Origin of the sequence: Brevundimonas phoenicis, assembly GCF_047237745.1 — a bacterium.
GTDB lineage: Bacteria > Pseudomonadota > Alphaproteobacteria > Caulobacterales > Caulobacteraceae > Brevundimonas.
In genome coordinates this window covers 1,947,058-1,971,165 of the sequence record NZ_JBDFLN010000001.1, presented here as the reverse complement: position 1 = coordinate 1,971,165, position 24,108 = coordinate 1,947,058, and the positions used below count along the sequence as shown (strand labels likewise).

The following is a 24,108-nucleotide window of genomic DNA, read 5'->3' as shown; positions in this document are numbered from 1 at the left end:
GACGACGCGCCTCATGTTTTCACGCCGCCACGCCCAAGGTTTCCTTCTCATCGCCGTCGCCCTGATGCTGCCCGCCAAAGCGCTCGCGCAATCGCAAGAGGCGGAGCCGCCCGGTTGGCGAAACGCCAAGGCAGCCGTGGACGCCATTGTCGCCGGTCGCCGCATCTGCGAGGTCCAGCCCGACAATCGCCTACGCTATATCGGTCCGATCGACGCTGGCCTGGCCGACTGCCTCGCGGGCCTCGCCGATCGACGCGGCGTCACGCTGGCGATTTCCTCGCAGGGCGGCGACGCCGAAACGGGGATCGACGTCGGGTATCTGCTGCAAGGCCGGGACTGGACGGCGGAGGTCCACGGCCTCTGCGCTTCCGCGTGCGCCAACTACATCCTTCCGGCGATGCGGGCGGTCGCCGTTGAGCCTTTTTCTGCGGTCCTTCTTCACGGCGGAGCCGATGACGAGGAACTGATCTATGAGGCGGCAGTGGATCAGATTCTCGCCCGGCAAAGAGCCGTCGCGCCCGACGTCGATGAGGCGACGGTCGCCGAGGCCCGTGTGTTCACGCGCAACCTTGTGCGCAGGATCGTGGCCGCTCACCGTCGCTATGGGGAGGACCTGGGCGTTTCATCTGCATGGTTCACGCTCGCTGGCTTCCCGACACCGGAAGGCGGCTACGGGCCGATGGGATTTGCGCTCGCCGACCCAGCCTTTGCGGCCGCCGCGCTTGGCCGTGTGAGGGTTCGATCCTTCTGGTTTCCAACGACTGACGAGGATCGGCGGCTCTTGTTCTCACTGTTCCCCGATACGCACATCGTCGTCAGGGAGGCGACGGAAATAGCGGCGCGGTTGTGATTTTCGAGGCCGAGGCGGCTTCGACCAGCCGAAGGCCGCGCGCGCGAGTGTCCGCACGGCGACGGTCTCGACCCGAACAAGGCCGACCGCGCGGCGGTGAACGCCTGATGCGTTGATTGGGAGCCTTATCGGCGCTGTCGCCTGCGAGATGAGCGCATCGGCCCTTGACAGTTCGTCGCCGTGCGCGGGAGCCGAGGCTCGGCGGTTGATATTTGGCCGAATATGGACTATGTCCAGATTTGTTAGGAGATGGTCATGGCAATAGGCATCGTTTCCGGTCGCGGTCCTCAAGCGGAGCTGCCGCGCCTCGATGTGGCGCGCTTCGCCCCGGCGAACCGGCGCCGTCTGAGCGCGCCCGCGCTTCGCACATTCACCGCCATCGCCGATCTATGGGGGCTGAACGAGGAGCAGCGCCGCCTGATCCTCGGCTACCCGTCCCGCTCGACCTATCACAACTGGTGCAAGCAAGCGCGCGAGCATGGCGAGATCACGCTCGACGTCGATGTGCTGACGCGGATCTCGGCGCTGTTGGGCATCCATCAGGCCCTGGGCGTTCTGTTCGCCGATGAGCGTGAAGGCGTCGACTGGCTGCTTCGGCCGCATGATGCGGCGGTGTTCGGCGGGCATCCGCCTATCAACCTCGTGACCAACGGGACCCAGGATGGTCTGATGACGGTGCGACGCTTCCTCGACGCTGCGCGGGGCGGGGCCTACATGGCTCCCAACGCCCTCGATGCGGCGTTCGAAGCCTATGACGACAGCGAGATCGTCTTCAGCTGATGGAGAAGCTCGTCGCTGCGCCCCGTCCGGCCCACCGGCTGGTGCCGTCGCGCTTTCCACCGATTGGTCTGTTCGATACCGTCGCCACGGCGGCCGATGCCGCGGCGGTGATGGAGCTGGCCGGATGGACCAACGACCGTCTGGTCGCCGAACGGATCGACCGCCTGCCGCGCGATCAGTGGGTCTACGGTCGCGCCAATGCGAGCATTGTCATGGCGTCCTTCCTCCATGTCGCGCCGGGCGGCATGCGGTTCAGCGGTCCGGACCTCGGCGCCTGGTATGCGGCGGCGTCGATCATCACCGCAGCCGCCGAAGTCGGCCATCACCTGCGCCGCGAAGCCGTGGCGCGATCAGTGAAGGGGATGCGGCGGACCTATCGCAACTATACCTCCGTCTTGATCGGCGACTATCGCGACATTCGCGGTCGGCAGCACGTCTTGCCTGACGCCTACGCCTCCAACCGTTATGAGGCCGCGCAGGCGTTCGGCGAAGGCGTAAGGACATCGGGGGCGTCAGGACTTGTATACGACAGCCTGCGTCATCGCGGCGGATGCAACATCGTCGCCTATCGGCCTGTCGCCGTCACCGAGGTCGTGCAGGCGGAGCATTTCGAAATCAGCGTCGAGGCGACGTCGCGCCGGATCGAGGTTCATAAGCTGAGCGCATAGCAGGAACGGCTTCCTTGCGCTCACCGGCCGATGGCTCGGGGGCGAGTGTCGCAAAGCGAAATTACTCGCCTGCATCTTGGAAGATGGCTTCAACAGGCAATGAGGGCGTCCCTTTGCTGCGTAACGTCGCAGTTGAGCCCATTCAGTTTGAATCGGGTGTTAGGACGCGGCTTCCGTAGAGCTGTTTGACGAACATCGATCGAACTACGGAGGACTTAGAATGTCCAAAGCCGGCGTTTATTGTGCGGTCGGCTTGCTTTCGCTTGCGCAGGTTGCGGGCGCGGCGGGTGAAACGGCCACGGCGCGTTATCGAGACCTCGTTGATCCCGTCCATTTGGGTCGGGTTTTGAACCTTGATCCCGACCTCGTTTCCCGACTGCATTTCAGAATCCGGATCGTGCCCGTCGACCCAGCGGAGACTGCGAGCCAACTCACCGTCGCGGTCGCGGGGCAGACCTACAGGGCTAATCGTGTCGGCGCGATCGACATGCCGCTGACCGCGGACTTGTATCGGCGCAATCCAGTCGTGACCGTTCAAGGATCACCAGCCTCCGGAGCCTCGATCGGCATGGAGCTAAGAGTGTGGTCCGCGTCTGGCTCGACCGTCCCAATGTCCACGATCAATCTGGCCATGGCGCAATATCGTGAGGCGACAGGTAAAGCTGCTGGCCCGCAGCGAATGTTCGTTCCGCGGTTGCGGACGGTCGTGATCCGCAGCGAAGATCCCTCTACCCGGTGTGCGCTCCAAAACGGAAACAGATCGACTGCGCTTTCGACTCCGGATCGAAATGGCGAGATACGGTTCCCGATCCGTGGAGGCCAACCCGACGCCGCCATTTCATGTCGGCCGGGGGCTCGAGAGATTCTGCTGGAGAGTTAGTTTTTACGGAGCATTTCATGGAGGAGGCGTGCAAGCACGAGCAGACCTTCGAGTTCCGCGTTATGGCCGGGGACGGCGACTTTCCGCTCCGCATCTACGCCGAGGGCCATGAAGGAACAACCCGCCTCCGGAGCGCCAAGCTTGTCTGCATCACGGGCATTCAGAGGATGCAAGGCCGACATGCCGATGAAGCAGGTCAAGTTCTCCGAAGAAGTGCTGGGGGGCTTTAGCGGAATGGGCTGACGCCAACTAGTAGCTGCGGATAGTTGCAGCACAGCCAGCCTTCGCGATGCCATCCCTTGATGGTCGCCGCGCTTTCGCGCGGCGGCTTTATTCTGGACCTCTCCCGGCGCGCGGGAGGTGGCCGACGCGCCCTTCTGGACGCGCCCCGGCGCGCGCCAAGCGGCCCTTTGCCGCTCCTCCGCTCCGCTCCGGCCCCTTGGGTGACGCCCGCCTTGCAGGGCGCGTCCTGCAGGACGCCTTCGCCGTCCACCCCCCGCTTCCGGGAGAGGCTGTGGGGTTTGGGGCGGGAAGGAGGATCGCCATGCGTAAGGACAGCCAGCCGCAGCGCCGCCCGAACGGGCGCAGGACAGTGAAAGGGAAGGGGCGGGCTTCGCCCGCCGCCGAACCGCGCGCCAACCTCTATGACGAGGTGACGGCCAAGATCATCGCCGAACTCGAAGCCGGGACCTTCCCGTGGGTCCGGCCGTGGGGCCGCGCCGGGGCGGGCCGCCCGGGCCTGCCGAGAAACGCCGCCACCGGCCGCCGCTATTCGGGCGTCAACGTCCTGCTTCTGTGGGGCGCGGGTTTTTCCGAAGGCTACGCCTCGCAGAACTGGCTGACCTTCCGTCAGGCCCTCGCGGCGGGCGGCTCCGTGCGCAAGGGCGAGCGCGGGACGACCGTCGTCTACGCCGACCGCTTCACCCCCGAGGCCGAGAAGGAGCGCGCCCGCGAAACCGGCGAGGACGCCCGCGTCGTACCCTTCCTCAAGCGCTTCACCGTCTTCAATCTCGACCAGTGCGAAGGACTGGACCGGCTCGCCGCGAATGCCGATCTCGGGCCTGCGCCCATGCCTGAACGCGAGATCGTCCCGCGAGCCGAAGCCCTGATCGCCGCCAGCGGGGCCGATGTCCGCATCGGCGGCGAGCGCGCCTATTACCACCCCGGCGAGGACTATATCCGCATCCCGCCGCAGCCCGCCTTCTTCGATCAGATCAACTACTATCGCACGGTGCTGCACGAACTGACCCACTGGACCGGCCACCCGACCCGGCTCCGTCGCGACCAGTCGGGCGGCTTCGGAACTCCGGCCTACGCCCGCGAGGAACTGGCAGCCGAACTCGGCTCCGCCTTCCTGTGCGCCGCGCTCGGCGTCGCCCCGACCGTGCGACACGCCGACTATCTGGCCTCTTGGCTGACCGTCCTGCGCTCCGACAATCGCGCCATCTTCCGCGCCGCCGGGCAGGCGTCCAAGGCCGCCGACTATCTTTTGTCCCATGCGCCCGAGGCGGACGAGGCCGCCGCGTCCGTCGCCTGTGAGACGGAGAGGGCGGCGGCATGATCCTCCTGACCCCCGATCTTCGCGACCGGCTGCGCGCCAACGCCGCCGCCAATGCCGCAGCCCAGGCCGAAGGCCGCCCCGAGCCCGACCCGGTTCCGGTCGTCAAACTCTTCAGCCCGGTCGGGGCGGCGACATGGCTCGCGACCGAACTGGACGAAGACGGCGACACCCTGTTCGGACTGGCCGACCTCGGCTTCGGAACCCCCGAACTCGGATCGTTCAGTCTTTCGGAAATCGAGAGCGTCCGCCTGCCGTTCGGACTCGCCATCGAGCGCGACCTGCATTTTGCGACCCATTTCCGCCTGTCGGTCTGGTCCGCCTGGGCGCGCTGCGCCGGGTCGATCATCCGCGCCGAAGCCCTTCTGCGCCGGGCCAGTCCGCCCGGCGCGTCCCCCGATCCGGACGCCGACCCCGGCCAAGGATGAGCGCGCGGCTCTTCCCGCGTATCCCGGCCCCGCCCGTCGTCCGTCAGAAAGATCGAACGGACGGGGCCGGTCACTCCCGAAGGAGAGACTGTCATGCAACTCGCAAACATCGACCTTGGCAAGCTCAGCGTGTCCAAGCTCAACATGCGCTACGGCAAGGCACCGCCCGACGTGTCGGACATCCTGCCGACCGTCCGCGCGCGCGGCGTCCTCGTGCCGCTTCTCGTCCGACCCTCTGGCGAAGGCGAAACCCTCGAGATCGTCGCGGGGCGTCGCCGCTACTTCGCGGCCCGCACGGTCCTTGAAGAGGGCGGCGAGGTCGAACCGCTGCCGTGCGCCATCATGGAGCCCAGCGACGACGCCGCCGCGCTCGAGGCCTCGCTGATCGAGAACATCGCCCGCCTAGACCCCGACGAGGTGAACCAGTGGGAAACCTTCGCCGGACTGATCCGAAAGGGGCGCACGCCCGAACAGATCGGCCAGACCTTCGGCCTGACCCTGCTCTACGTGCGGCGCATTCTCGCGCTCGGCAATCTCCTGCCGCGCATCCGCGCCCTCTACGCCGCCGACGAGATCGACGCGGCCACCGTTCGGCACCTGACGCTCGCCAGCCGCAGTCAGCAGAAGGACTGGCTCGCCCTCTACGACGACCCCGAGCAATATGCGCCGACCGGTCAGTCGTTGAAGGCGTGGCTGTTCGGCGGTCAGTCGATCCCGACCAAGGTCGCCATCTTCGACCTCGACGCCTATCCCGGCCGGATCAAGGCCGACCTGTTCGGGGAGGACGGCATTTTCGAGGACGCCGACCTGTTCTGGACGATGCAGAACGAGGCGGTGGCGGCGCTACGCGACCGCTACCTTGAGGACGGCTGGTCCGTCGTCGAGATCATGGATACGGACGAGCATTTCTACAGCTACGACCATGAGAAGACGCCCAAGGACAAGGGCGGCAAGGTGATCATTGCGGTCAGCGGGCGCGGCGACGTGACCGTGCATGAAGGCTATCTTTCGGGCAAGGAGGCCCGGCGCGCCCGCGCCGCCGCCGCCAAGGCCGAAGCGCAGGCGCAAGGCCTGCCCCCCGGCGCGGGCAAGCCCGAGACGACCGGCGTCATGCAGGACTATATCGACCTGCACCTTCATGCCGCCGTGCGCGCGGTGCTGGCGGACCATCCCGCCGTCGCCTTCCGCCTGCTCGTCGCCCACGCCGTCGCCGGGTCGTCGCTGTGGACCGTCCGCACGGCGGACTGCAAGGTCCGCAACGAGGCCACGGCCGACAGCGTCGAGACGGCGAACGCCGAAACCGTCTTCGACGCCAGGCGCCGCGCCGTCCTCGCCCTGCTCGGTTTCGACGCCGAGGACGAAACCGTCGCCCGCGCGCAGGCGCGCGAGACGCCGGTCGTCGAACTGTTCGCGCGGCTGGTGAAGCTGGCCGATGACGAGGTGTTGGCCGTCGCCGCCGTGGTCATGGGCGAGACGCTGGCGGTCGGCGGCCCGCTGGTCGAGGCGGTCGGGGCCTATCTCAAGGTCGATATGGCCGATTGGTGGACCCCCGACGACGCCTTCTTCTCCCTGCTGCGGGACCGCGCCGTCGCCAACGCTCTCTTGCGCGACGTCGGCGGCAAGCGGATCGCCGACGCCAATGTCGCCGAGAAGGTGAAGACGCAGAAGACCATCCTGCAGGACTTCCTCGCCGGGACGGGTGGACGCGCCAAGGTCGACGGCTGGACGCCCAAATGGATGGCCTTTCCGCCCGCCCGCTACACCGATCGGATTTACGCTCCGGTCGATCGGTGGGGCGCGGTCAAGTCCGCCATGCGGCGTCTGCCGCCGCCGCAGGCGCTCGAACCGGAGCCCTACGCCATCGCGGCGGAATAGCAACGGGACGGGCGGCGGTCGCCGCCGCCCGTTTCAGCGGCCGAAAATCGCGCGCCGCCCGCGCCCCTACGGGGCGACGGGCGGCGCATGTCTTTTGTCAATCCCCGCAGGCCGGATCGTCATGATCGCTCTCCGGGGACGGCGGAGGCGGGGGCGCAGGGGGAGGCAGGTCGACGCCGCTCTCTGTGAGAATGCGCCAGGCGAGTTCGATCTCGCCTGCGACCGGCATGGGCGACCCGAACCGCTCGAGCCACGCCGCCGCGATTATTTCAAAATCCGAGGTTTCCGTCACGTCGATGCTTCCCCGCTCGCCATGACCCTAGGTCAGGATGCGCCGCGAGACTGCAAACGAATGTAGCGCGCCGCGAGGCGTTCGCTCGGGCCGGTGGCGGCTCGGAGTGCGGGTCCTGCGGGGACGCCCCGAGCCGCCGGCCGCGGCACCGGAACAGCGGCGCGCGGAGCCTAGCGGGAATCGTCACGAGGTCCATGGGGAAGCGGCCCGGTGCGCCGCAGGGGGTGCGAGATGACACGCCGGGCCGCAATGCATTTCCGAGCGCGGAATTGCAGCCGCTAAGCGTTCAGGCGCGGGGTCGGGTTCCCTCGCCACGGCGGGAGGCGCCCGGCGTCGTCGGGATTCTGTTTGATCCCTCGCGTCGTTCGTCTAGCGTCCGCCCTTCCGAACGCTGGGAAGGGGAATGTTCATGACCGACGACGCTGCGCCGACCGCCAGCCTCATCGACCTGACGGCCGATGTCGTCGCCGCCTATGTCGCCAACAACACGGTCGCCGCCGCCGAACTGCCGCGCCTGATCGCCTCGGTTCACGGCGCGCTCGCCGGGGCCGCCGCGCCGGATGAAACGGTCGCCGACGCGCCCGCGCCGGTCCGCGCCGTCACGGTCCGCAAGTCTCTTGCGAACCCCGACCGCATCCTCTCGATGATCGACGGCAAGCCCTACGCCAGCCTCAAGCGCCACCTTCGCGCCCACGATCTGACGCCGGACGACTACCGCGCCCGCTACGGCCTCGCCGCCGACTATCCGATGGTCGCGCCGGGCTATTCGGAGAAGCGTCGCGTCGCCGCCATGGCCATCGGCCTCGGCGGCAAGTCCGGCCAAACGCCGAAGCGCGCGGGCCGGCCGGCGAAGAGGGTCGCGTCGCCGGCGCCCGCCAAACCCGGCCGCAAGCCGCGCGGGGCCAAGACGAGCGGCTGACCGGAACGCCGCGTCGCCCCTCGGGGGAAGCCTGTCATGGAGTGAAGGTGCGCCGGCCCGGCGATGTGCGCGCTGTGAAGCGTTGGCGGGGCGTGTCATGCGCCGTCATCCGGCGCGATGGCGGTAGCCCCGACCATGCGCGGCGAGCCGATCCATCCGACTTGGGCTTGAACCTACGTCCGCGCCGTGCCGCCCGAAACCGGGGCTCGGGCCTCTTTTCCCCGGCGGCTGCGCGGCCTCCTCGCGGCCGCTTCGCTCCAAAACAGGCCCGCGCCTCCGGTCCGCCGCTTCGCTCCGGCCCAAGGGGTTCGTGCGGCCCCGCCCGTCCGAAACGGTTCGCCTGTCGTCGGGGATCGGCCCCGACGCACGATCGGAAAGGAACCGCATCATGTCGCTCGGAACCGTCGTCTTGAACCCCGAAACCAACAGCTACGCCGGCGGACTCGCCCTCCTGGGCCGCCGCCAGCCGCTTCCCATCGCCATCGTTCCCAACGAGGAGAAGAAGCGCGAGAACCAGCCGGACTACCGCATCTGGTCCGGCCCCAGCGAACTCGGCGGGGCGTGGGTGAGGGAAGGGCGCGAATCGAAACGCCCCTATGTCTCGGTCCGCATCTTCCACCCGCAGATCGGCGACCAGCCCATCTACGCCACCCTCGGCAAGGCCGCCGGGCAGGATGACGAGGACGTCTTCGCCATCATCCCCAACAGCGTCGTCTGAACGTCGCAGCCCCCGCGCCTCGCCGGCGCGGGGGTCTCTTTTCACGTTCGGTCTGCACCCCGGACGTTTCGGCGGGTCCGCCAGAACGGGCCTGCCGCAGGGCGTCGGTCCCGTCTCCATTCGCGCGCAGCCGGACCCGCCTTGAGCCGGTCCGGCCCGCGAAAGGAGACAGACATGATCGACAAGGATGACGACGACGCCGTGGCGCGCGCCGCGCGCGCCCGCAAGGGCAGCCCCTTTCTCTCGACCGCGCAGGCGGCCTGGTATCTCGGCCTCGACAGCCGCACCCTCGACAATATGCGCGGGCGCGGCGAGGGGCCGCGCGCCCGCCGCCACGGACGTTATGTCCGCTATCACATCGACGATCTCGACGGCTGGTCGCTGACCAACCGCAGCAAGGTGCGGGGGCGGTTCGATGTGTGATCGCGCCCCGCTCCCGTTCGTCCGCTGGCTGGCGCGAAGCCGCGCCGTCGACCGCCGCGCGCGCCGTTGGCTCGGCGCGGCCGCCGCCGGGGCGGCGCTCATCGGCGTCACCGCCGCGCTCGACTTCGGCGTTCGCCCCGCGCCCCGCCTCGTCTGGAACGCCTCGGCCAGCGCGCCGATCGGCTTATGGCGCATCGATCCGCACGCCGCCAATGGCGTCGGCGACATGGTGCTGGCGTCGCCGCCCGCGAACGTTCGTCGCCTCGCCGCCGAGCGCCGCTACCTGCCGACGAACGTGCCGCTGCTCAAGCGCGTGGTCGCCGCCGACGGCGACCTCGTCTGCGCGCTCGGGCCGTGGATTTACGTGAACGCCCGCCTCGTCGCGACCCGCCGCGAGGCGGACCGGCTCGGCCGCCCGCTGCCCTGGTGGCGCGGATGTCGCCGCCTCAAGAACGGCGCGGTCCTCCTGCTGATGGACGCGCCGGGCTCCTTCGACGGCCGATATTTCGGACCCGTCCCGCGCGCCGCCGTGATCGGAAAGGCGACCCCGCTGTGGCTGCGCTGAGGCTCGCCGCGGTCGCGCTCGCTCTCGGAATGACGGGGGCGCCCGCCGTCGCCGACGCTGCGCCCGCCGTCCGGGACGCGGTTGTCGTGATGTCGCCCGCCGTCGCGCGCTGGACGCCGCTGATCCGCGAAGCCTCGCGCCGGTTCGGCATCCCCGAGGCGTGGATCGCCGCTGTGATGCGCGCCGAAAGCGGCGGCCGGACCCATCTCGACGGGCGGCCGATCGTCTCGCGCGCGGGCGCGATGGGCCTGATGCAGGTGATGCCCGGCACCTACGCCGCGATGCGCCGTCGCTACGGTCTCGGGGCCGATCCGCACGATCCGCGCGACAACATCATGGCGGGGACCGCCTATCTGAAGCTGATGCACGACCGCTTCGGCTATCCCGGTCTGTTCGCCGCCTACAACGCCGGTCCTGGCCGCTACGCGGAGCATCTGGCCACGGGGCGGCCGCTTCCCGGCGAGACGCGCGCCTATATCGCCCAGCTCGCCCGCGCGCCTGCGACACGCGAGATGCCGCCCGCCGTTCTGTCCGGCGAGAGCCTGTTCTTCGCGCTCGTCCGGCCTGAGGCGTCGACCTCCGCCCCGCCGGAGGCGACGGCGTCCGACAGTCTGTTCGCGGTGCGACGGCCGCTAGGCGACCCTCCGTAAGGGGAGGGCGCGGTGGCGCGCGAATTTAACTGCGACGCCATTCGCGTCGGTCGGCGCGCCTCGTCGCTATCGGGTTGTCGACAATGGGATGCAGCCTCCGGCGCGGGGCGAGCCGCCTCAAGAACGACGGGGCCCCACCATTTTTCCCGGCGGGCAGGCGTCGGCGCGCATCCGTAGAGCGCGGAGCGCGCCGGAAAAAATCGTTTCCCCCATCGCCGCTTCGCGGCCGCTGCGCGGTCCCTGACCCGGCCCTTCCGCTCCGGTCGCTGCATCCGTCAATCGGCGAAGGGAGACGGAGATGCCGAAGTCTGAAGAATATTTCTATGCCGACGAAGAGGGGCCGGGCGATCGTTTCGAGGTGCTTTCAACCGTCATCGATGAGCCGGGGGAGGTGATGATGTGGTGCTGCACCGGCGCCTTCGAGAAGGCGCTCGCCGTCTTCGAACTACTCCTGCCGCATTGTCAGCGGCTCGGCTACGAGAACCTCGCGCTGCTGGATGGCTCGACGGCCGCAGTGGTTCGGCGCGGCGCATAAAGCAGGGCGGCGCATAAAGCAGGGCGGCGCATAAAGCAGGGCGGCGGCGCCCGTGCTGGAGCGGGGGATGTCCGCTCAGACTCCCCCATCATCCGGCGCGGGGCGGGCCGCCTCAAGGACGGCGGGGCCCCACCATTTTTCCCGGCGGACAGACGACGGCCCTCCCGATCGAACGCCGGGCGCGCCGGGAAAAATCGTTTCCCCCATCGCCGCTGCGCGGCCGCTTCGCGGTCCCTGACCCGGCCCGCCCCGCGCCGGAAACGACCCCTGTCTTTCACTCGACAGGAGGCTCAAATGACCTTGGAACAGCATATCGAAGAACTGCGCGCCGAGCTTCGGGGCGTCCTCGATCCGCGCGAACTGCGTCAGATCGCAGCCGAACTGAAGGCCGCCGAAGCCCAGCGGGCGATGCTCGAAACGGCGTCGCTCGAGCTTCTGGAGCAGGGGAGATGAGCCGCTACGACCGCGCCGACGACCGGCGCGGTCCCCGGTCGTGGAAATGGCCGGTCAGGCGAGCCCGCGCCCATCTCTCAGATAGATGGCAGCGTCATAGCCGCGCCCAAATGGCGCGTCGGCGGGATAGCTCAGATCGATCAGGCGCGATCGGAAGAAGTCTGCGTGCGACAGGTCGCGCAGGTCGAGGAGGGCCGCCTCCGCGTTCTTTTCCAAAAGCAGGGCCTCTATCGAATCCGACGCATGGGCGGGCACGGGGCGGGTCACGGTGAAATCGATCTGCGAGCCGTCCAGCGCCTTGTAGAACAGGGCGCTGGTTTCACCTCGTCCCAGGGTCGTGGCGATGGCGCAGACCCTGCCGGGAAAGGTTCGGGAAGAGACGCTGCCGACATAGGAAAGGGCGGCCTTCTGCGCTTCGCTCATCGCCGCGATCTGTTGAGCGGGGCCGGGGTCGCGAATGTCCAGGTAGACCGTGGGGTTCTTAAGGATGTGGTTGTTGTGCGCCCAGACAATGACCTTGCGGCCGGGGAATTTCTGCGTGACCAGCCATTCAAGATTGGCGGCCATCGCCTCGTCTCTTGAGCTCCCCTTCCAAGCCACCCCGGCCCAGGCCGCCAGACTGGACAACTCGGCTTGGGCCTGTTTAACCGCATCGGTCGAGACATTTTCCTGCTTAAGCGAAGCGATCATCCGATCGATCGAGGCGAAATAGCCCTCCTGCAATTCCTTTTGCGGAGGCGCCGCGAACTCGGCGGTTTGCAGCGCCGCATACCCGTCGGCGAAGGCCTTGAACTGTTCGTCGGAGAGGTTCGCCCCGACGGTGGAACGGAGAGTCGCCGTCAGGTTTTCGCGGGCCATTTCGCCTTTCAAGCGGCAGTCGAAACCGCACACATCGAGGCGGCCGCCCTTGGCGAATACGGCTTCCACATAGGTCCAAAGCCCGTCGACGGCCGGGGCGCGGCCCCAGAAATCGTAGAGGTTGCCGTCCGCGAACGGCCGGATTTGCGCCGGCTCGCTTATCGCTTCCCAGCCGCGGGTGAGCGACCAGAAGTCGGCCTCGAATGCGAGGACGTCGAAGCCGAAGCGACGATGCAGGAGCTCAACCAGACGGCCCCGCAGCCGGATTGAACTGCCGTCGCCATGGCTTGGCTCCCCCAGCATGACGATATCGCGATCCCCGATGACCGCAGCGAGAGCCTCTACAAGCTTCGCATCCTGCCCGAGATCTTGGGCCGCATCGAAGGGCAGGGCGGCTTCGGCAAGCCGCGACGCCACTCCGCCGTCGTGAGCTGATGCAGGCCAGGCCAGTGAAGCGATGCCCGTCGCCAGGAGCCCAAAGGATGTCTCGCGTCGCGTAAAAATGTCCTGCCCTCCTAGGATGCTGCAACCCTCGTAGGGGCGAAGGCCGGATTCGGGCAAGCGGGCGGAATCGCCCAGAATTTCGGAGGCGGGGCATCGGTATTCATCTCCGCGGGGTGCATCAAGGCGTGCATGGCAAGATAAAACAACAGCGCCATCTTTCCGGGATGGCGATGCAAGTGATTGTCTGCACATCGTTTTCTCTAAGATCGAGTAGCGCCATGTCCGGCGCGATGGCGCCATAGGGCGATGAAAGCTCGCAAATCCGGGCTTTGCGATGGCGCCAATAGGCAAGGGCGTTCGGCCGCGCCATGTCGGGGTTTCGGGCGAAGTTTCGCGCCCGCCGAAAGGAGCCGCCGTGTCGGACGACGACGATCTTGAACCGCGCCTCGGCCGCATCCGCTCGCTCGGGAAGGCACGGGCGCGTAGCTATGTCGGCCGCGTCGTGAAGGCGGCGAACCTGGCGCGCGGCGGCGCAGCATCAGGGCGGGGCGGGCGCGGTTTCTCCGGCGGGCGGATCGGACGCGGCGCAGGCGTCGGCCGCGTCCTCGCCTCACGCGACCGCTTCTCGGCGCTGCGTCAGCGCCGGGTCATCATCAAGTCGCGCATCGCGCGCCTCGACGGTCCCAAGGGGCTCGCTCCGGCGCTCGCGCACCTGCGCTACGTCGAACGCGACGGAACCACGCGGGACGGGGGACAGGGCCGTCTCTATTCGGCGGCCGCGGACAGTGTCGACCGCCGGGCCTTTCTCGACCGTCAGGACGGCGACCGCCACCACATGCGCTTCATCGTCTCGCCCGAGGACGGCGCATCCTACGACGATCTCAAATCCCTGACGCGCCGCCTGATGACGCAGGTCGAAATGGATCTCGGGACGAAGCTCGATTGGGTCGCGGTCGATCACTTCAACACCGCCCATCCGCACACCCATATCATCGTGCGCGGAAAGGACGATCGCGGGAAGGACCTCGTCATCGCGCGCGACTATCTCTCGCAGGGAATGCGTGAGCGCGCCGCCGAACTCGTCTCGCTCGACCTAGGTCCGCGCAGCGACATCGAGATCGCCGACCGGCTTCGTGCGGAGGTGTCGCAGGAGCGGCTGACGAGCCTCGACCGGCGGCTCCTTCGCGACCTCGACGCCGGGAGCGTCGTCGTCGCGTTCGAACGCGATCCATTCCAGCAGACCTTGCGGGCGGGCCGATTACAGACGCTCGGCCGTCTCGGCCTGGCGCGCGAGCTGGGGGCAGGGCGCTGGACGCTTGCGCCGGACTTCGAGGATACGCTGCGGCGTATGGGCGAACGCGGCGACATCATCCGCACGATGCAGCGCGCCTTCACCGCCCATGGCGTCGAACGTCCGGGCCTGGACGCGGTGATCGCCGATCCGTCCTCGATGCAGCCGATCGTCGGACGGGTGATCGAGCGCGGCCTGTCCGACGAACTCAATGATCGTCACTACCTGATCGTCGACGCCGCCGACGGCCGCATCCACTATGTCGACATCGGACGGGGCGAGACGACGGAGAGACTTCCAGCGGGCGCGGTCGTGCGCATCCGAGCGACGCCCACGGACGCCCGCGCCGCCGACCGCACCGTCGCCGAGATCGCGGCGGCGAACGGAGGCCGCTACAGCATCGATCTTCATCTCCGTCACGACGCGTCCGCGACGCAGGATTTCGCCGAGACGCATGTTCGCCGGCTCGAAGTCCTGCGCAAGGCCGGCGCCGGGGTCGCCCGCAAACCCGACGGCCGCTGGGTGATCGCGCCCGATCATGTCGCGCGTGCGGCGGCGTTCGAGGCGGAGCGCGCCAAGGCCGCGCCGGTGGTCGTCGATACGCTTTCCGCCATCTCGCTCGAACGGCAGGCCGGCTTCGACGGCGCGACCTGGCTCGACCGCGAACTGATTGCGTCCGCGCCCGAGGCGAGGCGCGACGCGGGGTTCGGGCAGGAGGTCGCAGCGGCGAAGGCCCGCCGGATGCGCTGGCTAGTGGGCCAGCAGTTGGCCGAGGAGGATCAGGGCAAGATCGTCTATCGCCGCGACATGCTCGCCCAGCTCAGGGGGCGCGAGATGAGCCGCGTCGCCGGGGCCCTCTCGGACGAACTCGGTCTCGACTATGTCGAGAGCCGATCCGGCGACCGGATCGAGGGCGTCTATCGCCGTCCGGTCGACCTGGCCTCGGGGCGGGTCGCGCTGATCGAAAAGTCCCGGGAGTTCACCCTCGTGCCCTGGCGGCCGATTCTCGATCGCCAGATCGGCCGCGCGGTGTCGGGCGTGATAAAGGGCGACGGCGTCAACTGGACGATCGGGCATGGACGGAACGGGCCGTCGGTTTCGTAACCGAGATGGCCGGTCGGTCAGGTGTCAACGCGGTTTGATCGAGACCTTGGGGTGGACGCGCAGCGTTGGCGACGATAGGCCGCAGTCTAACGGCGCGGCGGACCGGGGCGCGACTGTTGCGCCCTGTCTCAATGGACGGGCAAGCTGAGCGCTTCTTCTGGGGCGAATGGGCGAATGCGCAAACTCGTCAGCGATTTGTTCGGAACACTTCTGCTGATTGCAGGCGCCATCGTCTTCTGGCGCGTGGCGATGATGCTGAGCCCTATAGCGCCCTTTCCATTTGCGCATGGAGAACGATTGACCTTCGCGCTGATCGTAGCGGGGGGCGTCGCGGGATTCACCGCCGTCATGGCGCGCCTTCAATCACGGCGGGTCCCGTTTGCTCCGTTGAACAGGGTAGCCGTCGTCCAGACCTGCTTTGGCTTTGCGGCATATGCGGGCGTCGCTCTTGTGGCGGTCGGGGCGCTGCTAGTAACAGGCCTTGTCGACATCACCTTCACCAACTCGCCGGATGCGGCGCTCGGCGTCGCCTACCTGGTGCTCCTCGTTTTGCTCAGCGAAGCCCTTCCGGAAGAACTCCTATTCCGAGGCTGGTTGATGCAGGTGTTTGAAGCCCGCCGTTCGCCCTGGACGCCGGTTTTAGGTCAAACGGCGATCTTCACCCTCTTCGCCTGGGCCGTAGGCGCCGTGGCGTCGTTGGACGATGTCAGCTTCATCGCTTGTTTTGGTCTGGTGCTCGGAATCGTCCGCGCCGTCACGGGCACGGTCTGGGCGTCGGTCGGACTGCACCTGGCTTTCATAACGGCGCAACAGTCAGCATTGCCCCACTGGGCGATCTGGACAGGCGATCCCCATATGCTGGTTCAGGTCGCAGGGCTCACGATTGTCCCCTTTTCAGTGATCATCGCTGTGCTGTTCGGGCGGGTCGGCAGGAGAGCGAGTCTGCCGTCCGCGACCTGACGCGGACAAAGGCCGCCCTCCGAGGAGGCGTCCCTCGACACCATTCGGGTTCCTGATTGCGCCAACGGAACCTAATCAGGGTCGTTTGCTGCGCCTGCCTATGTCGAGGAAGTATTGCTTCGAGGCATTCTCGAAGCGGGCGTCGGCGTCCTCATACTCCATTGATCAGCAGAATCGGACAGCGCGCGATCATGACGGCCCGGAGCTTGGGCCGTGCAAGGAGCGCGGACATGAATGCGGTAACGCCGCCTTGCGGCAACGGCACCCCTTTTCGATCACACGAGGATGCTTTCCGTGCATTTGCGGGCAGTTAAACGATCTTACCGCTTCCCAGCGTCATCTTGACCTTCGTTCCGACTGTGCGCGCCCGCGCCGGACGGAGACAAAGCCATGACACCGACCAAGCTTCTGTTAGGGCAAATTCTTGTCTGCTTCGCGATCGTGATCTTCGGGGTCTGGGCGGCGACACAATGGGCGGCAGCGATGCTGGGCTATCAGCCGCAGCTCGGTGCGCCCCTATTCACCCTCTTCGGCCAGCCGGTCTATCAGCCGTGGGCGCTGTTCGGCTGGTGGTTTCATTTCGAGGCTTATGCACCCGAGGTCTTCGACAAAGCCGGGATGCTGGCGGGCGCTTCCGGCTTCATGGCCTGCGCCGCTGCCATTGTCGGATCGTTGTGGCGCGCGCGGCAGAACCGAAAGGTGACGACCTACGGCTCGTCGCGATGGGCTACGCATGCAGAGATCGCGCGTGCCGGATTGATGCGGCCCTCCGGCGTCTTCCTCGGCGTCAAGGACGGCGACTATCTGCGCCACGACGGTCCCGAGCATGTGATGGCCTTTGCGCCCACCCGTTCGGGCAAGGGCGTCGGCCTGGTCGTACCCACCCTGCTGTCGTGGACGGGTTCGGCAGTGATCCACGACATCAAGGGCGAGAACTGGACGTTGACCGCAGGCTGGCGGGTCCGCTTTTCGCATTGCCTCCTATTCAATCCGACCGACCCGCGCTCGGCGCGCTACAATCCGCTGCTGGAGGTCCGCAAAGGTCCCGACGAGGTGCGCGACGTCCAAAACATCGCCGACATCCTGGTCGATCCGGAAGGAGCGCTCGAACGGCGCAGCCACTGGGAGAAAACCAGCCACTCCCTGCTGGTCGGGGCGATCCTCCACGTCCTCTATGCGGAGGAGGAGAAAACGCTCGCGCGTGTCGCTAGCTTCCTGTCCGATCCTCAGCGCAGCTTCGCTCACACCCTGCGCCGGATGATGGAGACCAACCATCTCGGCGCCCCTGAAAATCCGATGGTTCATCCCGTCGTCGCGTCGGCGGCGCGGGAGGTGCTGAACAAATCGGAGAACGAGCGGTCCGGCGTTCTGTCCACGGCCATGTCGTTCCTCGGTCTCTACCGCGATCCGGTCGTGGCGGAGACGACCTCGGCCTGCGATTGGCGCATCGCCGACCTGGTCGATGCGGCCGCGCCGGTCTCGCTCTACCTCGTCATCCCGCCGTCGGACATCAGCCGCACCAAGCCCCTTGTCCGCCTGATCCTCAACCAGATCGGACGGCGCCTGACCGAACGGCTGGAAGGCGATCCGAAGAAGAGCCGGCGGCACGACCTGCTGATGATGCTCGACGAGTTTCCCGCCCTGGGCCGGCTGGACTTCTTCGAGACCGCGCTCGCCTTCATGGCCGGATACGGCATTCGCGCGTATCTGATTGCGCAGAGTCTCAACCAGATTTCAAAGGCCTATGGCGAGAACAACGCCATCCTCGACAACTGCCATGTCCGCATCGCCTTCAGTTCGAACGACGAGCGGACCGCCAAGCGGATATCCGACGCGCTCGGCACCGCTACGGAGCTGCGCGCCCAGCGCAATTACGCCGGCCACCGCCTCGCGCCCTGGCTCAGCCACGTGATGGTCAGTCGGCAGGAGACGGCCCGCCCGCTGTTGACGCCCGGCGAAATCATGCAGCTTCCGCCCGCCGACGAGCTGGTGATGGTGTCCGGGCTCGCGCCGATCCGGGCGAAGAAGCTGCGCTACTATGAGGACCGGAACTTCAAGTCGCGGGTTCAGCGCCCTCCCGAACTTGCGGACGATGGATATGCCGACCGCCCCGCTGCGCGTTCCGATGATTGGGGCGGTCAGGTGCGCGAACCGCATGGCGCGCTCGCCGCGCCGGATGAGGACGACCTGATCGCGGCGATCGCAGAGGAGGGCGGTCTTCAACAGCAACGGCATCCGGGCCTTGCCGAGGAAGGCGCCGACGCGACGCGGGAGCGCGACCTTCACGATGCGGCTGCGCCCGGCGAGGAGGACGGCGATCCGGCGCTGGATCGGCGCGCGATGACGGCGCTGAGCAATGTCGCGCGCGCTCACGCGATGAATGAGGCGACAGGCAAGGGAGACGACCTGCTGCCCGATTTCTAGGTCGTGCTTTTCCTGGCGTACTTCGATCCCAAGGGGACGACGCGATGCGCCACGCTTGGCGATGCGCTGCCAGGGTTGAGTAATGCGGATGAAGACAAGCGCCGTCATCGACTGCGTCCGTGCATTTGCGTGAGAATAACGGGGGTAACGGCCTGAGCCGCCTCGCCTGATCTTCGCTGTCGACCCGTCGCGCGTCGCGACGGCCGACGGACGAGGCTCATGAACAATCGTGCCAAAGGCGGCCAAGTCAGCCGGTTTCCTGCCCCGGTGGAACGGGCATGAAGCCGCGCCACCACGTTTATCTCGACGAAGAACTCACCGCCGAGCTCGATCGGCTGGCGCGCGGACCGGGGACGTCGAAATCGGCGATCGTCGGGGGCGCGCTGCGCGAACATTTTCGCCGCCGTGGAATGCGCGAGGTCGACGACCTGCTGAAGGCGCGCCTCGACCGGATGTCGGCCGATCAGCGGCGTCTCGCCCGCGATATGAACGTGCTGCTGGAAAGCGTCTCGCTCTTCCTCAGCTTCCAGTTCAGCCTTACCGCACAGATTCCCGAGCCGGACGCGGCCGCCCGCGCCGTTGGGCGCGAACGCTTTCAGAAATTCATCGATCAGGTCGGGCGACGGATCGCCGGGACTGAGATGAGCGACATGCCGAACGTCCAGGAGGACGCGGCGTGACCGGCGCCAACTCCGTCGCCTTCGGTCGACGCCGCGCCATGCTGCGCACGGCGATGGGGCCGGCGATCGCCGAGGCTCTGAGCGATCCTGCGGTCATCGAGATCATGGTCAATCCGGACGGCGCGCTTCGGCTGGACCGGCTCGGCGAAGGGCGCACCGATACCGGCGTGAGGATGACCCCGCAGGACGTCGAGCGGATCGTTCGCCTCGTCGCCGACCATGTCCGTGCGGAGGTCCATCCTAACGCGCCCATCGTCTCGGCCGAACTTCCGACGTCGCCCGACGGGAGCGGCGGCGAACGGTTCGAAGGCCTTCTCCCTCCGATCGCCACGGCGCCCTGCTTCGCGATCCGTAAGCCTGCCGTGAAGGTCCATCGCCTCATCGACTATATCGCTGACGGGATGCTCGCGCCGGTTCAGGCCGACGCCCTTCGGCGTGCGGTCGTGGACCGCAAGAATATCCTGATCGCCGGCGGCACCTCGTCCGGAAAGACGACTTTCGCGAACGCGCTGCTCGCCGAAATGGCCGGGCACGACGAGCGGATCATCCTCATCGAGGACACCCGCGAGTTGCAATGCGCGGCGGCGGACACCGTCCCGCTGCGCACGCGGCCCGGCGTCGTCGGCATGGCAGACCTCGTGCGCTCGACCCTTCGCCTTCGGCCCGACCGGATCGTGGTCGGGGAGGTGCGGGGGGCTGAAGCGCTCGACATGCTCAAGGCCTGGAACACCGGCCATCCGGGGGGGATCGCCACGCTGCACGCCAACTCGGCGCACGCCGCGCTTTACCGGCTCGAACAGCTCGTCGCCGAAGGCGTCGTCACCGTGCCGCGCCGCCTGATCGCCGAAGCGATCGATCTCGTCGTCTTCATCCGCGGTCGCGGGGTCGGGCGGCGGATCGAGACAGTCGCCGAGGTGACGGGCCTCGACAGCGACGGCGCCTACGCCGTGACCGACCTCAATCCCCCTCAGCTCAAAGCCCTTCTCAGAGGAGAACTCCCATGACGCCTACCGTGCATCCGCGCCTGTCCGCCTGGGTCGTCCTGGCCGGGGTCATGATCCCGGTCGTCGCTCTCGCGGCAGGCTCCGGTATGCCCTGGGAAGAACCGCTCCAGAAGGTGCTGGAGTCGGTTCAGGGGCCGGTCGCCAAGATCGTCGCGGTTCTGATCATCATCACAACCGGCCTCGCCCTGGCGTTCGGAGAAACCTCGGGCGGTTTCCGCAAGCTGATCCAGATCGTGTTCGGCCTGTCGATCGCCTTCGCCGCCTCGAGCTTCTTCCTGTCCTTCTTCTCCTTCGGCGGCGGAGCGCTCATCGCATGAGCGTCGAGGGCTTCGAGGTTCCGCTGCATCGCGCGCTGACCGAACCGATCCTGCTCGGCGGCGCGCCGCGCGGCGTGGCGATCCTCAACGGAACGCTCACCGCTGCGATCGGACTCGGTCTCCAGCAGTGGATCGCCGGCCTCATCATCTGGCTCGTCGGACACAGCCTCGCCGTCTTCGCCGCCAAGCGGGACCCGGACTTCGCCGCCGTCGGCGTCCGCCACCTCCGGCAGAAGGGGTGGTGGTCATGCTGAACCTGGGAGAATACCGCCGCACCGCCGACGTTCTCGCCGATCATCTGCCCTGGGCGGCCCTGGTCGCGCCCGGCGTGGTTCTCAACAAGGATGGGGCGTTCCAGCGCACCTTGCGCTTTCGAGGTCCCGATCTCGAATCCGCGACGGAGACCGAATTGGTTTCGGTCTGTGCGCGGGCGAACAACGCGTTGCGCCGTCTTGGCTCAGGCTGGGCGCTGTTCTTCGATGCGGTCCGCGCCGAAGCGCTCGGCTACCCCGAAAGCGCCTTTCCCGATGCGGCGTCCTGGCTGGTGGATGAAGAGCGGCGGGCGCATTTCGATGGACGGCGCGGGCAGCATTTCGAGAGCCGCTTTCACCTCACGCTCTGCCACTTGCCGCCCGCCGATCAGGTCAATCGCGCGGAGCGCGCGCTTCTGGAGCGGGACACCCCAGATGTCGGTCGTGACTGGCGTCAGGAGCTGCGGGCGTTCGTCGCCGAGACGGATCGCGTCCTAGACCTTCTTGCCGATTTCATGCCGGTCGTGCGCGGCCTTGATGACGCGGAGACGCTGTCATTTCTTCATGCGACGATCTCGACGCGACGCCATCCGGTCGCCGCGCCGCCGACGCCGATGCATCTGGATGGCCTTCTCGTCGACACCCCCCTGTCGGGCGGCATCGAACCGATGCTCGGCGACGAGCATCTGCGGACCGTCACTATCCTGGGCTTTCCCAACGCGACCCGTCCCGGTCTGCTCGACGCGCTCAATCATCAGGACTTCGCCTATCGCTGGGCAACCCGCTTCCTCTGTCTCGACAAGACGGAGGCGAACAAGGCGCTGACCAAGATCCGTCGCCAATGGTTCAACAAGCGGAAGTCGATCGCGCAGTTGATGCGCGAAGTGATGACCAACGAGCCGGTCCCGCTGACCGACACTGACGCCGACAACAAGGTGGTCGATGCGGATCTCGCCTTGCAGGCGCTCGGCGGCGACCATGTCGCCTTCGGCTATCTGACCACGACCGTCACCGTGTCGGACGTCGATCGCGGCGCGGCCGAAGAGAAGGTCCGGATCGTCGAGCGGATCGTCAACGGGCTCGGCTTCACCTGCATTCGCGAGTCCGTCAATGCGGTCGAAGCCTGGCTCGGAAGCCTCCCCGGCCATGTCTACGCCAACGTCCGTCAGCCGCTCGTCCACACGTTGAACCTCGCCCACCTCATGCCGTTGTCGGCGGTCTGGGCCGGTCCCGTTCGAAACGTCCATCTCGCCGGCCCGCCGCTTCTTTATGCGGATACGAGTGGGGCAACGCCGTTCAGGCTGTCGACCCATGTCGGCGATGTCGGCCACATGCTCATCGTCGGGCCGACCGGCGCGGGCAAGTCGGTGCTGTTGGCGCTGCTCGCCCTACAGTTTCGCCGCTACGCCGGATCGCAGGTGTATATCTTCGACAAGGGGCTGTCGGCGCGGGCGGCGACTCTGGCGATGGGCGGCGACCATATCGCGCTCGGGGAGGGGGACGCGCTGGCGTTCCAGCCGCTCCGCGACATCGACGACGACGCTGAACGCGCGTGGGCCGCCGACTGGATCGCCGAACTTCTCGGCCATGAGAAGCTGATCGTGACGCCCGAGCTGAAGGAGATGCTCTGGTCGGCGTTGACGAGCCTTTCCAGCGCGCCGCCCGAGGAGCGCACCCTGACCGGGTTGTCCGTGCTGCTGCAATCGCAGGCGCTGAAATCCGCGCTCGCGCCATGGACGCTGGAAGGGCCGTTCGGACGATTGCTGGATGCCGCCGAAAACCGACTGACCCTCACCGACGTGCTGTGTTTCGAGACCGAAACCCTGATGGACACGCCCAGCCTTGTCCTGCCTGTGCTGAGCTATCTCTTCCATCGCCTGGAGGCCCGGTTCGACGGTCGTCCGACCCTGCTCATCCTCGACGAAGCGTGGGTCTATCTCGATAATCCGACCTTCGCCCAACGCATCCGCGAATGGCTCAAGACGCTCCGAAAGAAGAACGTCAGCGTCGTCTTCGCGACGCAGTCGCTGGCCGACATCGCCGACAGCAGCATTGCGCCGGCCATCATCGAAAGCTGCCCGCAACGCATCTTCCTTGCGAACGACCGGGCCGTCGAGCCGCAGTCACGCGCCGCCTATGAACGCTTCGGCCTGAACGAGCGTCAGGTCGAACTCATCGCCCGGGCGACGCCCAAGCGGCACTATTACCTCCAGTCGCGCGGCGGAAACCGACTGTTCGAACTCGCGCTCGGCCCGGTTGCGCTCGCGCTTTGCGGCGCGTCCGCCCCCGTGACGCAGGCCTTGATCGACGACCTTCTGAAAGCACCGAGGGCCGACGCTTTCGGCGCGGCCTTCCTGCGCGAGCGCGGCCTTCCCTGGGCCGCCGACCTCCTCAGCGATTTTCCCGGCGCGGCTTCAGCCGAGCCATTCAACCAGCAGAAGGAGCCGACCTCATGAATCCCCGCATCCTCATCGCCGCCGTTCTGGCCTCGACCGTCGCCGCCGGCGCGCTCGCGCCCGTTTCGCCGGCCCACGCCCAGCTCAAGGTCTTCGACGTCACCAACTACAGCCAGAACGTCCTGACGGCCGCGCGCACCCTCCAGCAGATCAACAACCAGATCACGGCGCTCCAGAACCAGGCGACCATGTTGCAGAATCAGGCGCGCCAGCTTCAGCGTCTGGACTTCTCCTCGCTGGACCAGCTCACGCGCTCCATCGAGCGGATCGACGGCTTGATGGCTCGCGCCGAAGGCATCGCCTTCGACGTCGCCGCCACCGATGCGGCGCTGCGCGACCAGTTTCCCCAAACGTTCGATCGAAGCCTCAGCACTGACCAGATCGTCCAGCAGGCGCGCGCCCGGCTCCAGTCGTCCTTGCAGGGCTATCGCCAGACGATGCGCGTTCAGGCCCAGGTCGTCGAGAACGTCCGGGCCGACGGCGCCTTGCTCACCGATCTCGTCGCGCAAAGCCAGGCCGCGACCGGCGGCTTGCAAGCGCAGCAGGCCGGCAATCAACTGATGGCGCTCGTCGCCCGTCAGCAGCTTCAGCTTCAGTCGATGATGGTCGCGCAGTACCGCGCCGACGCGATCGAACAGGCGCGCCAGCGTCAGGTTATGGAAGCGGCCCGCGAGCGAACCCGGCGGTTCATCGGGACCCGCCCCGCCTATACGCCGGAATAGGCC

25 protein-coding genes are annotated in these 24,108 nt (G+C 67.3%); 23 read left to right on the top strand and 2 right to left on the bottom strand.

Annotated elements, in window-relative coordinates; genetic code table 11:
• Positions 1 to 13: 13 nt before the first annotated feature.
• The 4 genes from ABC419_RS09770 to ABC419_RS09755 all read left to right on the top strand — a co-directional run bounded on the left by ABC419_RS09770 (position 14) and on the right by ABC419_RS09755 (position 3,178).
• A complete protein-coding gene (locus tag ABC419_RS09770; RefSeq protein WP_200165143.1) occupies positions 14 to 850 on the top strand; it encodes a hypothetical protein in 837 nt (278 codons plus the stop codon).
• A gap of 255 nt (positions 851 to 1,105) precedes the next feature.
• Positions 1,106 to 1,630: an MbcA/ParS/Xre antitoxin family protein gene (locus ABC419_RS09765; RefSeq protein WP_200165142.1), complete on the top strand. Its 525-nt coding sequence runs from the start codon at positions 1,106 to 1,108 to the stop codon at positions 1,628 to 1,630.
• Positions 1,630 to 2,298 (top strand): RES family NAD+ phosphorylase, encoded by a 669-nt coding sequence (locus ABC419_RS09760; protein WP_200165141.1) that lies wholly within the window; start codon positions 1,630 to 1,632, stop codon positions 2,296 to 2,298. Before ABC419_RS09765 ends, ABC419_RS09760 begins: the two co-directional genes overlap by 1 nt.
• Before the next feature lie 220 nt (positions 2,299 to 2,518).
• On the top strand, positions 2,519 to 3,178 hold the full coding sequence (locus ABC419_RS09755; RefSeq protein WP_200165140.1) for a hypothetical protein: 660 nt from the start codon (positions 2,519 to 2,521) through the stop codon (positions 3,176 to 3,178).
• Here ABC419_RS09755 and ABC419_RS09750 read toward each other — a convergent pair.
• Positions 3,175 to 3,378 (bottom strand): hypothetical protein, encoded by a 204-nt coding sequence (locus tag ABC419_RS09750; RefSeq protein ID WP_200165139.1) that lies wholly within the window; start codon positions 3,376 to 3,378, stop codon positions 3,175 to 3,177. The genes ABC419_RS09755 and ABC419_RS09750 overlap by 4 nt on opposite strands.
• A 344-nt stretch (positions 3,379 to 3,722) precedes the next feature.
• On the opposite strand from ABC419_RS09750, the gene ABC419_RS09745 reads away from it, so the two are divergent.
• The 10 genes from ABC419_RS09745 to ABC419_RS09700 all read left to right on the top strand — a co-directional run bounded on the left by ABC419_RS09745 (position 3,723) and on the right by ABC419_RS09700 (position 11,594).
• Complete coding sequence (locus tag ABC419_RS09745) at positions 3,723 to 4,739, top strand: ArdC family protein (RefSeq protein ID WP_200165138.1); 1,017 nt, start codon at positions 3,723 to 3,725, stop codon at positions 4,737 to 4,739.
• A complete protein-coding gene (locus ABC419_RS09740) occupies positions 4,736 to 5,164 on the top strand; it encodes a DUF2958 domain-containing protein (protein WP_200165137.1) in 429 nt (142 codons plus the stop codon). The genes ABC419_RS09745 and ABC419_RS09740 overlap by 4 nt, the downstream gene beginning before the upstream one ends.
• Before the next feature lie 93 nt (positions 5,165 to 5,257).
• Positions 5,258 to 7,039: a ParB/RepB/Spo0J family partition protein gene (locus ABC419_RS09735; RefSeq protein ID WP_200165136.1), complete on the top strand. Its 1,782-nt coding sequence runs from the start codon at positions 5,258 to 5,260 to the stop codon at positions 7,037 to 7,039.
• A gap of 701 nt (positions 7,040 to 7,740) precedes the next feature.
• On the top strand, positions 7,741 to 8,250 hold the full coding sequence (locus tag ABC419_RS09730; protein ID WP_234287783.1) for a Ros/MucR family transcriptional regulator: 510 nt from the start codon (positions 7,741 to 7,743) through the stop codon (positions 8,248 to 8,250).
• Positions 8,251 to 8,638: 388 nt separating this feature from the next.
• Positions 8,639 to 8,968 carry a DUF736 domain-containing protein gene (locus tag ABC419_RS09725; protein ID WP_200165134.1) on the top strand — a complete coding sequence of 110 codons (330 nt, stop codon included), beginning with the start codon at positions 8,639 to 8,641 and terminating at the stop codon, positions 8,966 to 8,968.
• Positions 8,969 to 9,142: 174 nt separating this feature from the next.
• Positions 9,143 to 9,391 (top strand): helix-turn-helix domain-containing protein, encoded by a 249-nt coding sequence (locus ABC419_RS09720; protein ID WP_200165133.1) that lies wholly within the window; start codon positions 9,143 to 9,145, stop codon positions 9,389 to 9,391.
• Positions 9,384 to 9,956, top strand: a complete 573-nt coding sequence (locus ABC419_RS09715; protein WP_200165132.1) for a S26 family signal peptidase — start codon at positions 9,384 to 9,386, stop codon at positions 9,954 to 9,956. Before ABC419_RS09720 ends, ABC419_RS09715 begins: the two co-directional genes overlap by 8 nt.
• A gap of 29 nt (positions 9,957 to 9,985) precedes the next feature.
• On the top strand, positions 9,986 to 10,606 hold the full coding sequence (locus ABC419_RS09710) for a lytic transglycosylase domain-containing protein (protein WP_412877594.1): 621 nt from the start codon (positions 9,986 to 9,988) through the stop codon (positions 10,604 to 10,606).
• 298 nt (positions 10,607 to 10,904) lie between these two features.
• The gene (locus ABC419_RS09705) at positions 10,905 to 11,141 is read left to right on the top strand and encodes a hypothetical protein (protein ID WP_253107896.1); all 237 of its coding nucleotides are present in this window, start codon (positions 10,905 to 10,907) and stop codon (positions 11,139 to 11,141) included.
• A gap of 294 nt (positions 11,142 to 11,435) precedes the next feature.
• The gene (locus ABC419_RS09700) at positions 11,436 to 11,594 is read left to right on the top strand and encodes a hypothetical protein (RefSeq protein ID WP_200165129.1); all 159 of its coding nucleotides are present in this window, start codon (positions 11,436 to 11,438) and stop codon (positions 11,592 to 11,594) included.
• Between the two features lie 54 nt (positions 11,595 to 11,648).
• Here the strand turns inward: ABC419_RS09700 and ABC419_RS09695 are convergent, their stop codons facing one another.
• Complete coding sequence (locus ABC419_RS09695) at positions 11,649 to 12,869, bottom strand: erythromycin esterase family protein (RefSeq protein ID WP_200165128.1); 1,221 nt, start codon at positions 12,867 to 12,869, stop codon at positions 11,649 to 11,651.
• A 442-nt stretch (positions 12,870 to 13,311) separates the two neighbouring features.
• On the opposite strand from ABC419_RS09695, the gene rlxS reads away from it, so the two are divergent.
• The 9 genes from rlxS to trbJ all read left to right on the top strand — a co-directional run bounded on the left by rlxS (position 13,312) and on the right by trbJ (position 24,105).
• A complete protein-coding gene (rlxS, locus tag ABC419_RS09690; protein WP_200165127.1) occupies positions 13,312 to 15,291 on the top strand; it encodes a relaxase/mobilization nuclease RlxS in 1,980 nt (659 codons plus the stop codon).
• 174 nt (positions 15,292 to 15,465) lie between these two features.
• Positions 15,466 to 16,251, top strand: a complete 786-nt coding sequence (locus ABC419_RS09685) for a CPBP family intramembrane glutamic endopeptidase (protein ID WP_200165126.1) — start codon at positions 15,466 to 15,468, stop codon at positions 16,249 to 16,251.
• Positions 16,252 to 16,641: 390 nt separating this feature from the next.
• The gene (locus ABC419_RS09680; protein ID WP_200165125.1) at positions 16,642 to 18,675 is read left to right on the top strand and encodes a conjugal transfer protein TraG; all 2,034 of its coding nucleotides are present in this window, start codon (positions 16,642 to 16,644) and stop codon (positions 18,673 to 18,675) included.
• 278 nt (positions 18,676 to 18,953) lie between these two features.
• Positions 18,954 to 19,355: a ribbon-helix-helix domain-containing protein gene (locus ABC419_RS09675; protein ID WP_200165124.1), complete on the top strand. Its 402-nt coding sequence runs from the start codon at positions 18,954 to 18,956 to the stop codon at positions 19,353 to 19,355.
• 38 nt (positions 19,356 to 19,393) lie between these two features.
• Complete coding sequence (gene trbB, locus ABC419_RS09670; RefSeq protein WP_200165503.1) at positions 19,394 to 20,359, top strand: P-type conjugative transfer ATPase TrbB; 966 nt, start codon at positions 19,394 to 19,396, stop codon at positions 20,357 to 20,359.
• Positions 20,356 to 20,676: a TrbC/VirB2 family type IV secretion system protein gene (locus ABC419_RS09665; protein ID WP_200165123.1), complete on the top strand. Its 321-nt coding sequence runs from the start codon at positions 20,356 to 20,358 to the stop codon at positions 20,674 to 20,676. The genes trbB and ABC419_RS09665 overlap by 4 nt, the downstream gene beginning before the upstream one ends.
• A complete protein-coding gene (locus ABC419_RS09660) occupies positions 20,673 to 20,930 on the top strand; it encodes a VirB3 family type IV secretion system protein (protein WP_200165122.1) in 258 nt (85 codons plus the stop codon). Before ABC419_RS09665 ends, ABC419_RS09660 begins: the two co-directional genes overlap by 4 nt.
• The gene (trbE, locus tag ABC419_RS09655; RefSeq protein WP_200165121.1) at positions 20,924 to 23,383 is read left to right on the top strand and encodes a conjugal transfer protein TrbE; all 2,460 of its coding nucleotides are present in this window, start codon (positions 20,924 to 20,926) and stop codon (positions 23,381 to 23,383) included. The genes ABC419_RS09660 and trbE overlap by 7 nt, the downstream gene beginning before the upstream one ends.
• Complete coding sequence (gene trbJ / locus ABC419_RS09650) at positions 23,380 to 24,105, top strand: P-type conjugative transfer protein TrbJ (RefSeq protein WP_200165120.1); 726 nt, start codon at positions 23,380 to 23,382, stop codon at positions 24,103 to 24,105. Before trbE ends, trbJ begins: the two co-directional genes overlap by 4 nt.
• Positions 24,106 to 24,108: the final 3 nt, after the last annotated feature.

What these genes read in the sequence shown, in the direction of transcription:
- ABC419_RS09705 (WP_253107896.1), top strand. Translation starts at nt 10,905, where the DNA reads ATGCCGAAGTCTGAAGAATATTTCTATGCCGACGAAGAGGGGCCGGGC.
- ABC419_RS09685 (WP_200165126.1), top strand. Translation starts at nt 15,466, where the DNA reads ATGCGCAAACTCGTCAGCGATTTGTTCGGAACACTTCTGCTGATTGCA.
- ABC419_RS09675 (WP_200165124.1), top strand. Translation starts at nt 18,954, where the DNA reads ATGAAGCCGCGCCACCACGTTTATCTCGACGAAGAACTCACCGCCGAG.
- ABC419_RS09720 (WP_200165133.1), top strand. Translation starts at nt 9,143, where the DNA reads ATGATCGACAAGGATGACGACGACGCCGTGGCGCGCGCCGCGCGCGCC.
- ABC419_RS09710 (WP_412877594.1), top strand. Translation starts at nt 9,986, where the DNA reads ATGACGGGGGCGCCCGCCGTCGCCGACGCTGCGCCCGCCGTCCGGGAC.
- ABC419_RS09725 (WP_200165134.1), top strand. Translation starts at nt 8,639, where the DNA reads ATGTCGCTCGGAACCGTCGTCTTGAACCCCGAAACCAACAGCTACGCC.
- ABC419_RS09735 (WP_200165136.1), top strand. Translation starts at nt 5,258, where the DNA reads ATGCAACTCGCAAACATCGACCTTGGCAAGCTCAGCGTGTCCAAGCTC.
- ABC419_RS09700 (WP_200165129.1), top strand. Translation starts at nt 11,436, where the DNA reads ATGACCTTGGAACAGCATATCGAAGAACTGCGCGCCGAGCTTCGGGGC.
- trbB (WP_200165503.1), top strand. Translation starts at nt 19,394, where the DNA reads ATGCTGCGCACGGCGATGGGGCCGGCGATCGCCGAGGCTCTGAGCGAT.
- ABC419_RS09745 (WP_200165138.1), top strand. Translation starts at nt 3,723, where the DNA reads ATGCGTAAGGACAGCCAGCCGCAGCGCCGCCCGAACGGGCGCAGGACA.
- trbE (WP_200165121.1), top strand. Translation starts at nt 20,924, where the DNA reads ATGCTGAACCTGGGAGAATACCGCCGCACCGCCGACGTTCTCGCCGAT.
- ABC419_RS09730 (WP_234287783.1), top strand. Translation starts at nt 7,741, where the DNA reads ATGACCGACGACGCTGCGCCGACCGCCAGCCTCATCGACCTGACGGCC.
- ABC419_RS09755 (WP_200165140.1), top strand. Translation starts at nt 2,519, where the DNA reads ATGTCCAAAGCCGGCGTTTATTGTGCGGTCGGCTTGCTTTCGCTTGCG.
- ABC419_RS09770 (WP_200165143.1), top strand. Translation starts at nt 14, where the DNA reads ATGTTTTCACGCCGCCACGCCCAAGGTTTCCTTCTCATCGCCGTCGCC.
- trbJ (WP_200165120.1), top strand. Translation starts at nt 23,380, where the DNA reads ATGAATCCCCGCATCCTCATCGCCGCCGTTCTGGCCTCGACCGTCGCC.
- ABC419_RS09760 (WP_200165141.1), top strand. Translation starts at nt 1,630, where the DNA reads ATGGAGAAGCTCGTCGCTGCGCCCCGTCCGGCCCACCGGCTGGTGCCG.
- ABC419_RS09665 (WP_200165123.1), top strand. Translation starts at nt 20,356, where the DNA reads ATGACGCCTACCGTGCATCCGCGCCTGTCCGCCTGGGTCGTCCTGGCC.
- ABC419_RS09715 (WP_200165132.1), top strand. Translation starts at nt 9,384, where the DNA reads ATGTGTGATCGCGCCCCGCTCCCGTTCGTCCGCTGGCTGGCGCGAAGC.
- ABC419_RS09660 (WP_200165122.1), top strand. Translation starts at nt 20,673, where the DNA reads ATGAGCGTCGAGGGCTTCGAGGTTCCGCTGCATCGCGCGCTGACCGAA.
- ABC419_RS09740 (WP_200165137.1), top strand. Translation starts at nt 4,736, where the DNA reads ATGATCCTCCTGACCCCCGATCTTCGCGACCGGCTGCGCGCCAACGCC.
- ABC419_RS09680 (WP_200165125.1), top strand. Translation starts at nt 16,642, where the DNA reads ATGACACCGACCAAGCTTCTGTTAGGGCAAATTCTTGTCTGCTTCGCG.
- ABC419_RS09765 (WP_200165142.1), top strand. Translation starts at nt 1,106, where the DNA reads ATGGCAATAGGCATCGTTTCCGGTCGCGGTCCTCAAGCGGAGCTGCCG.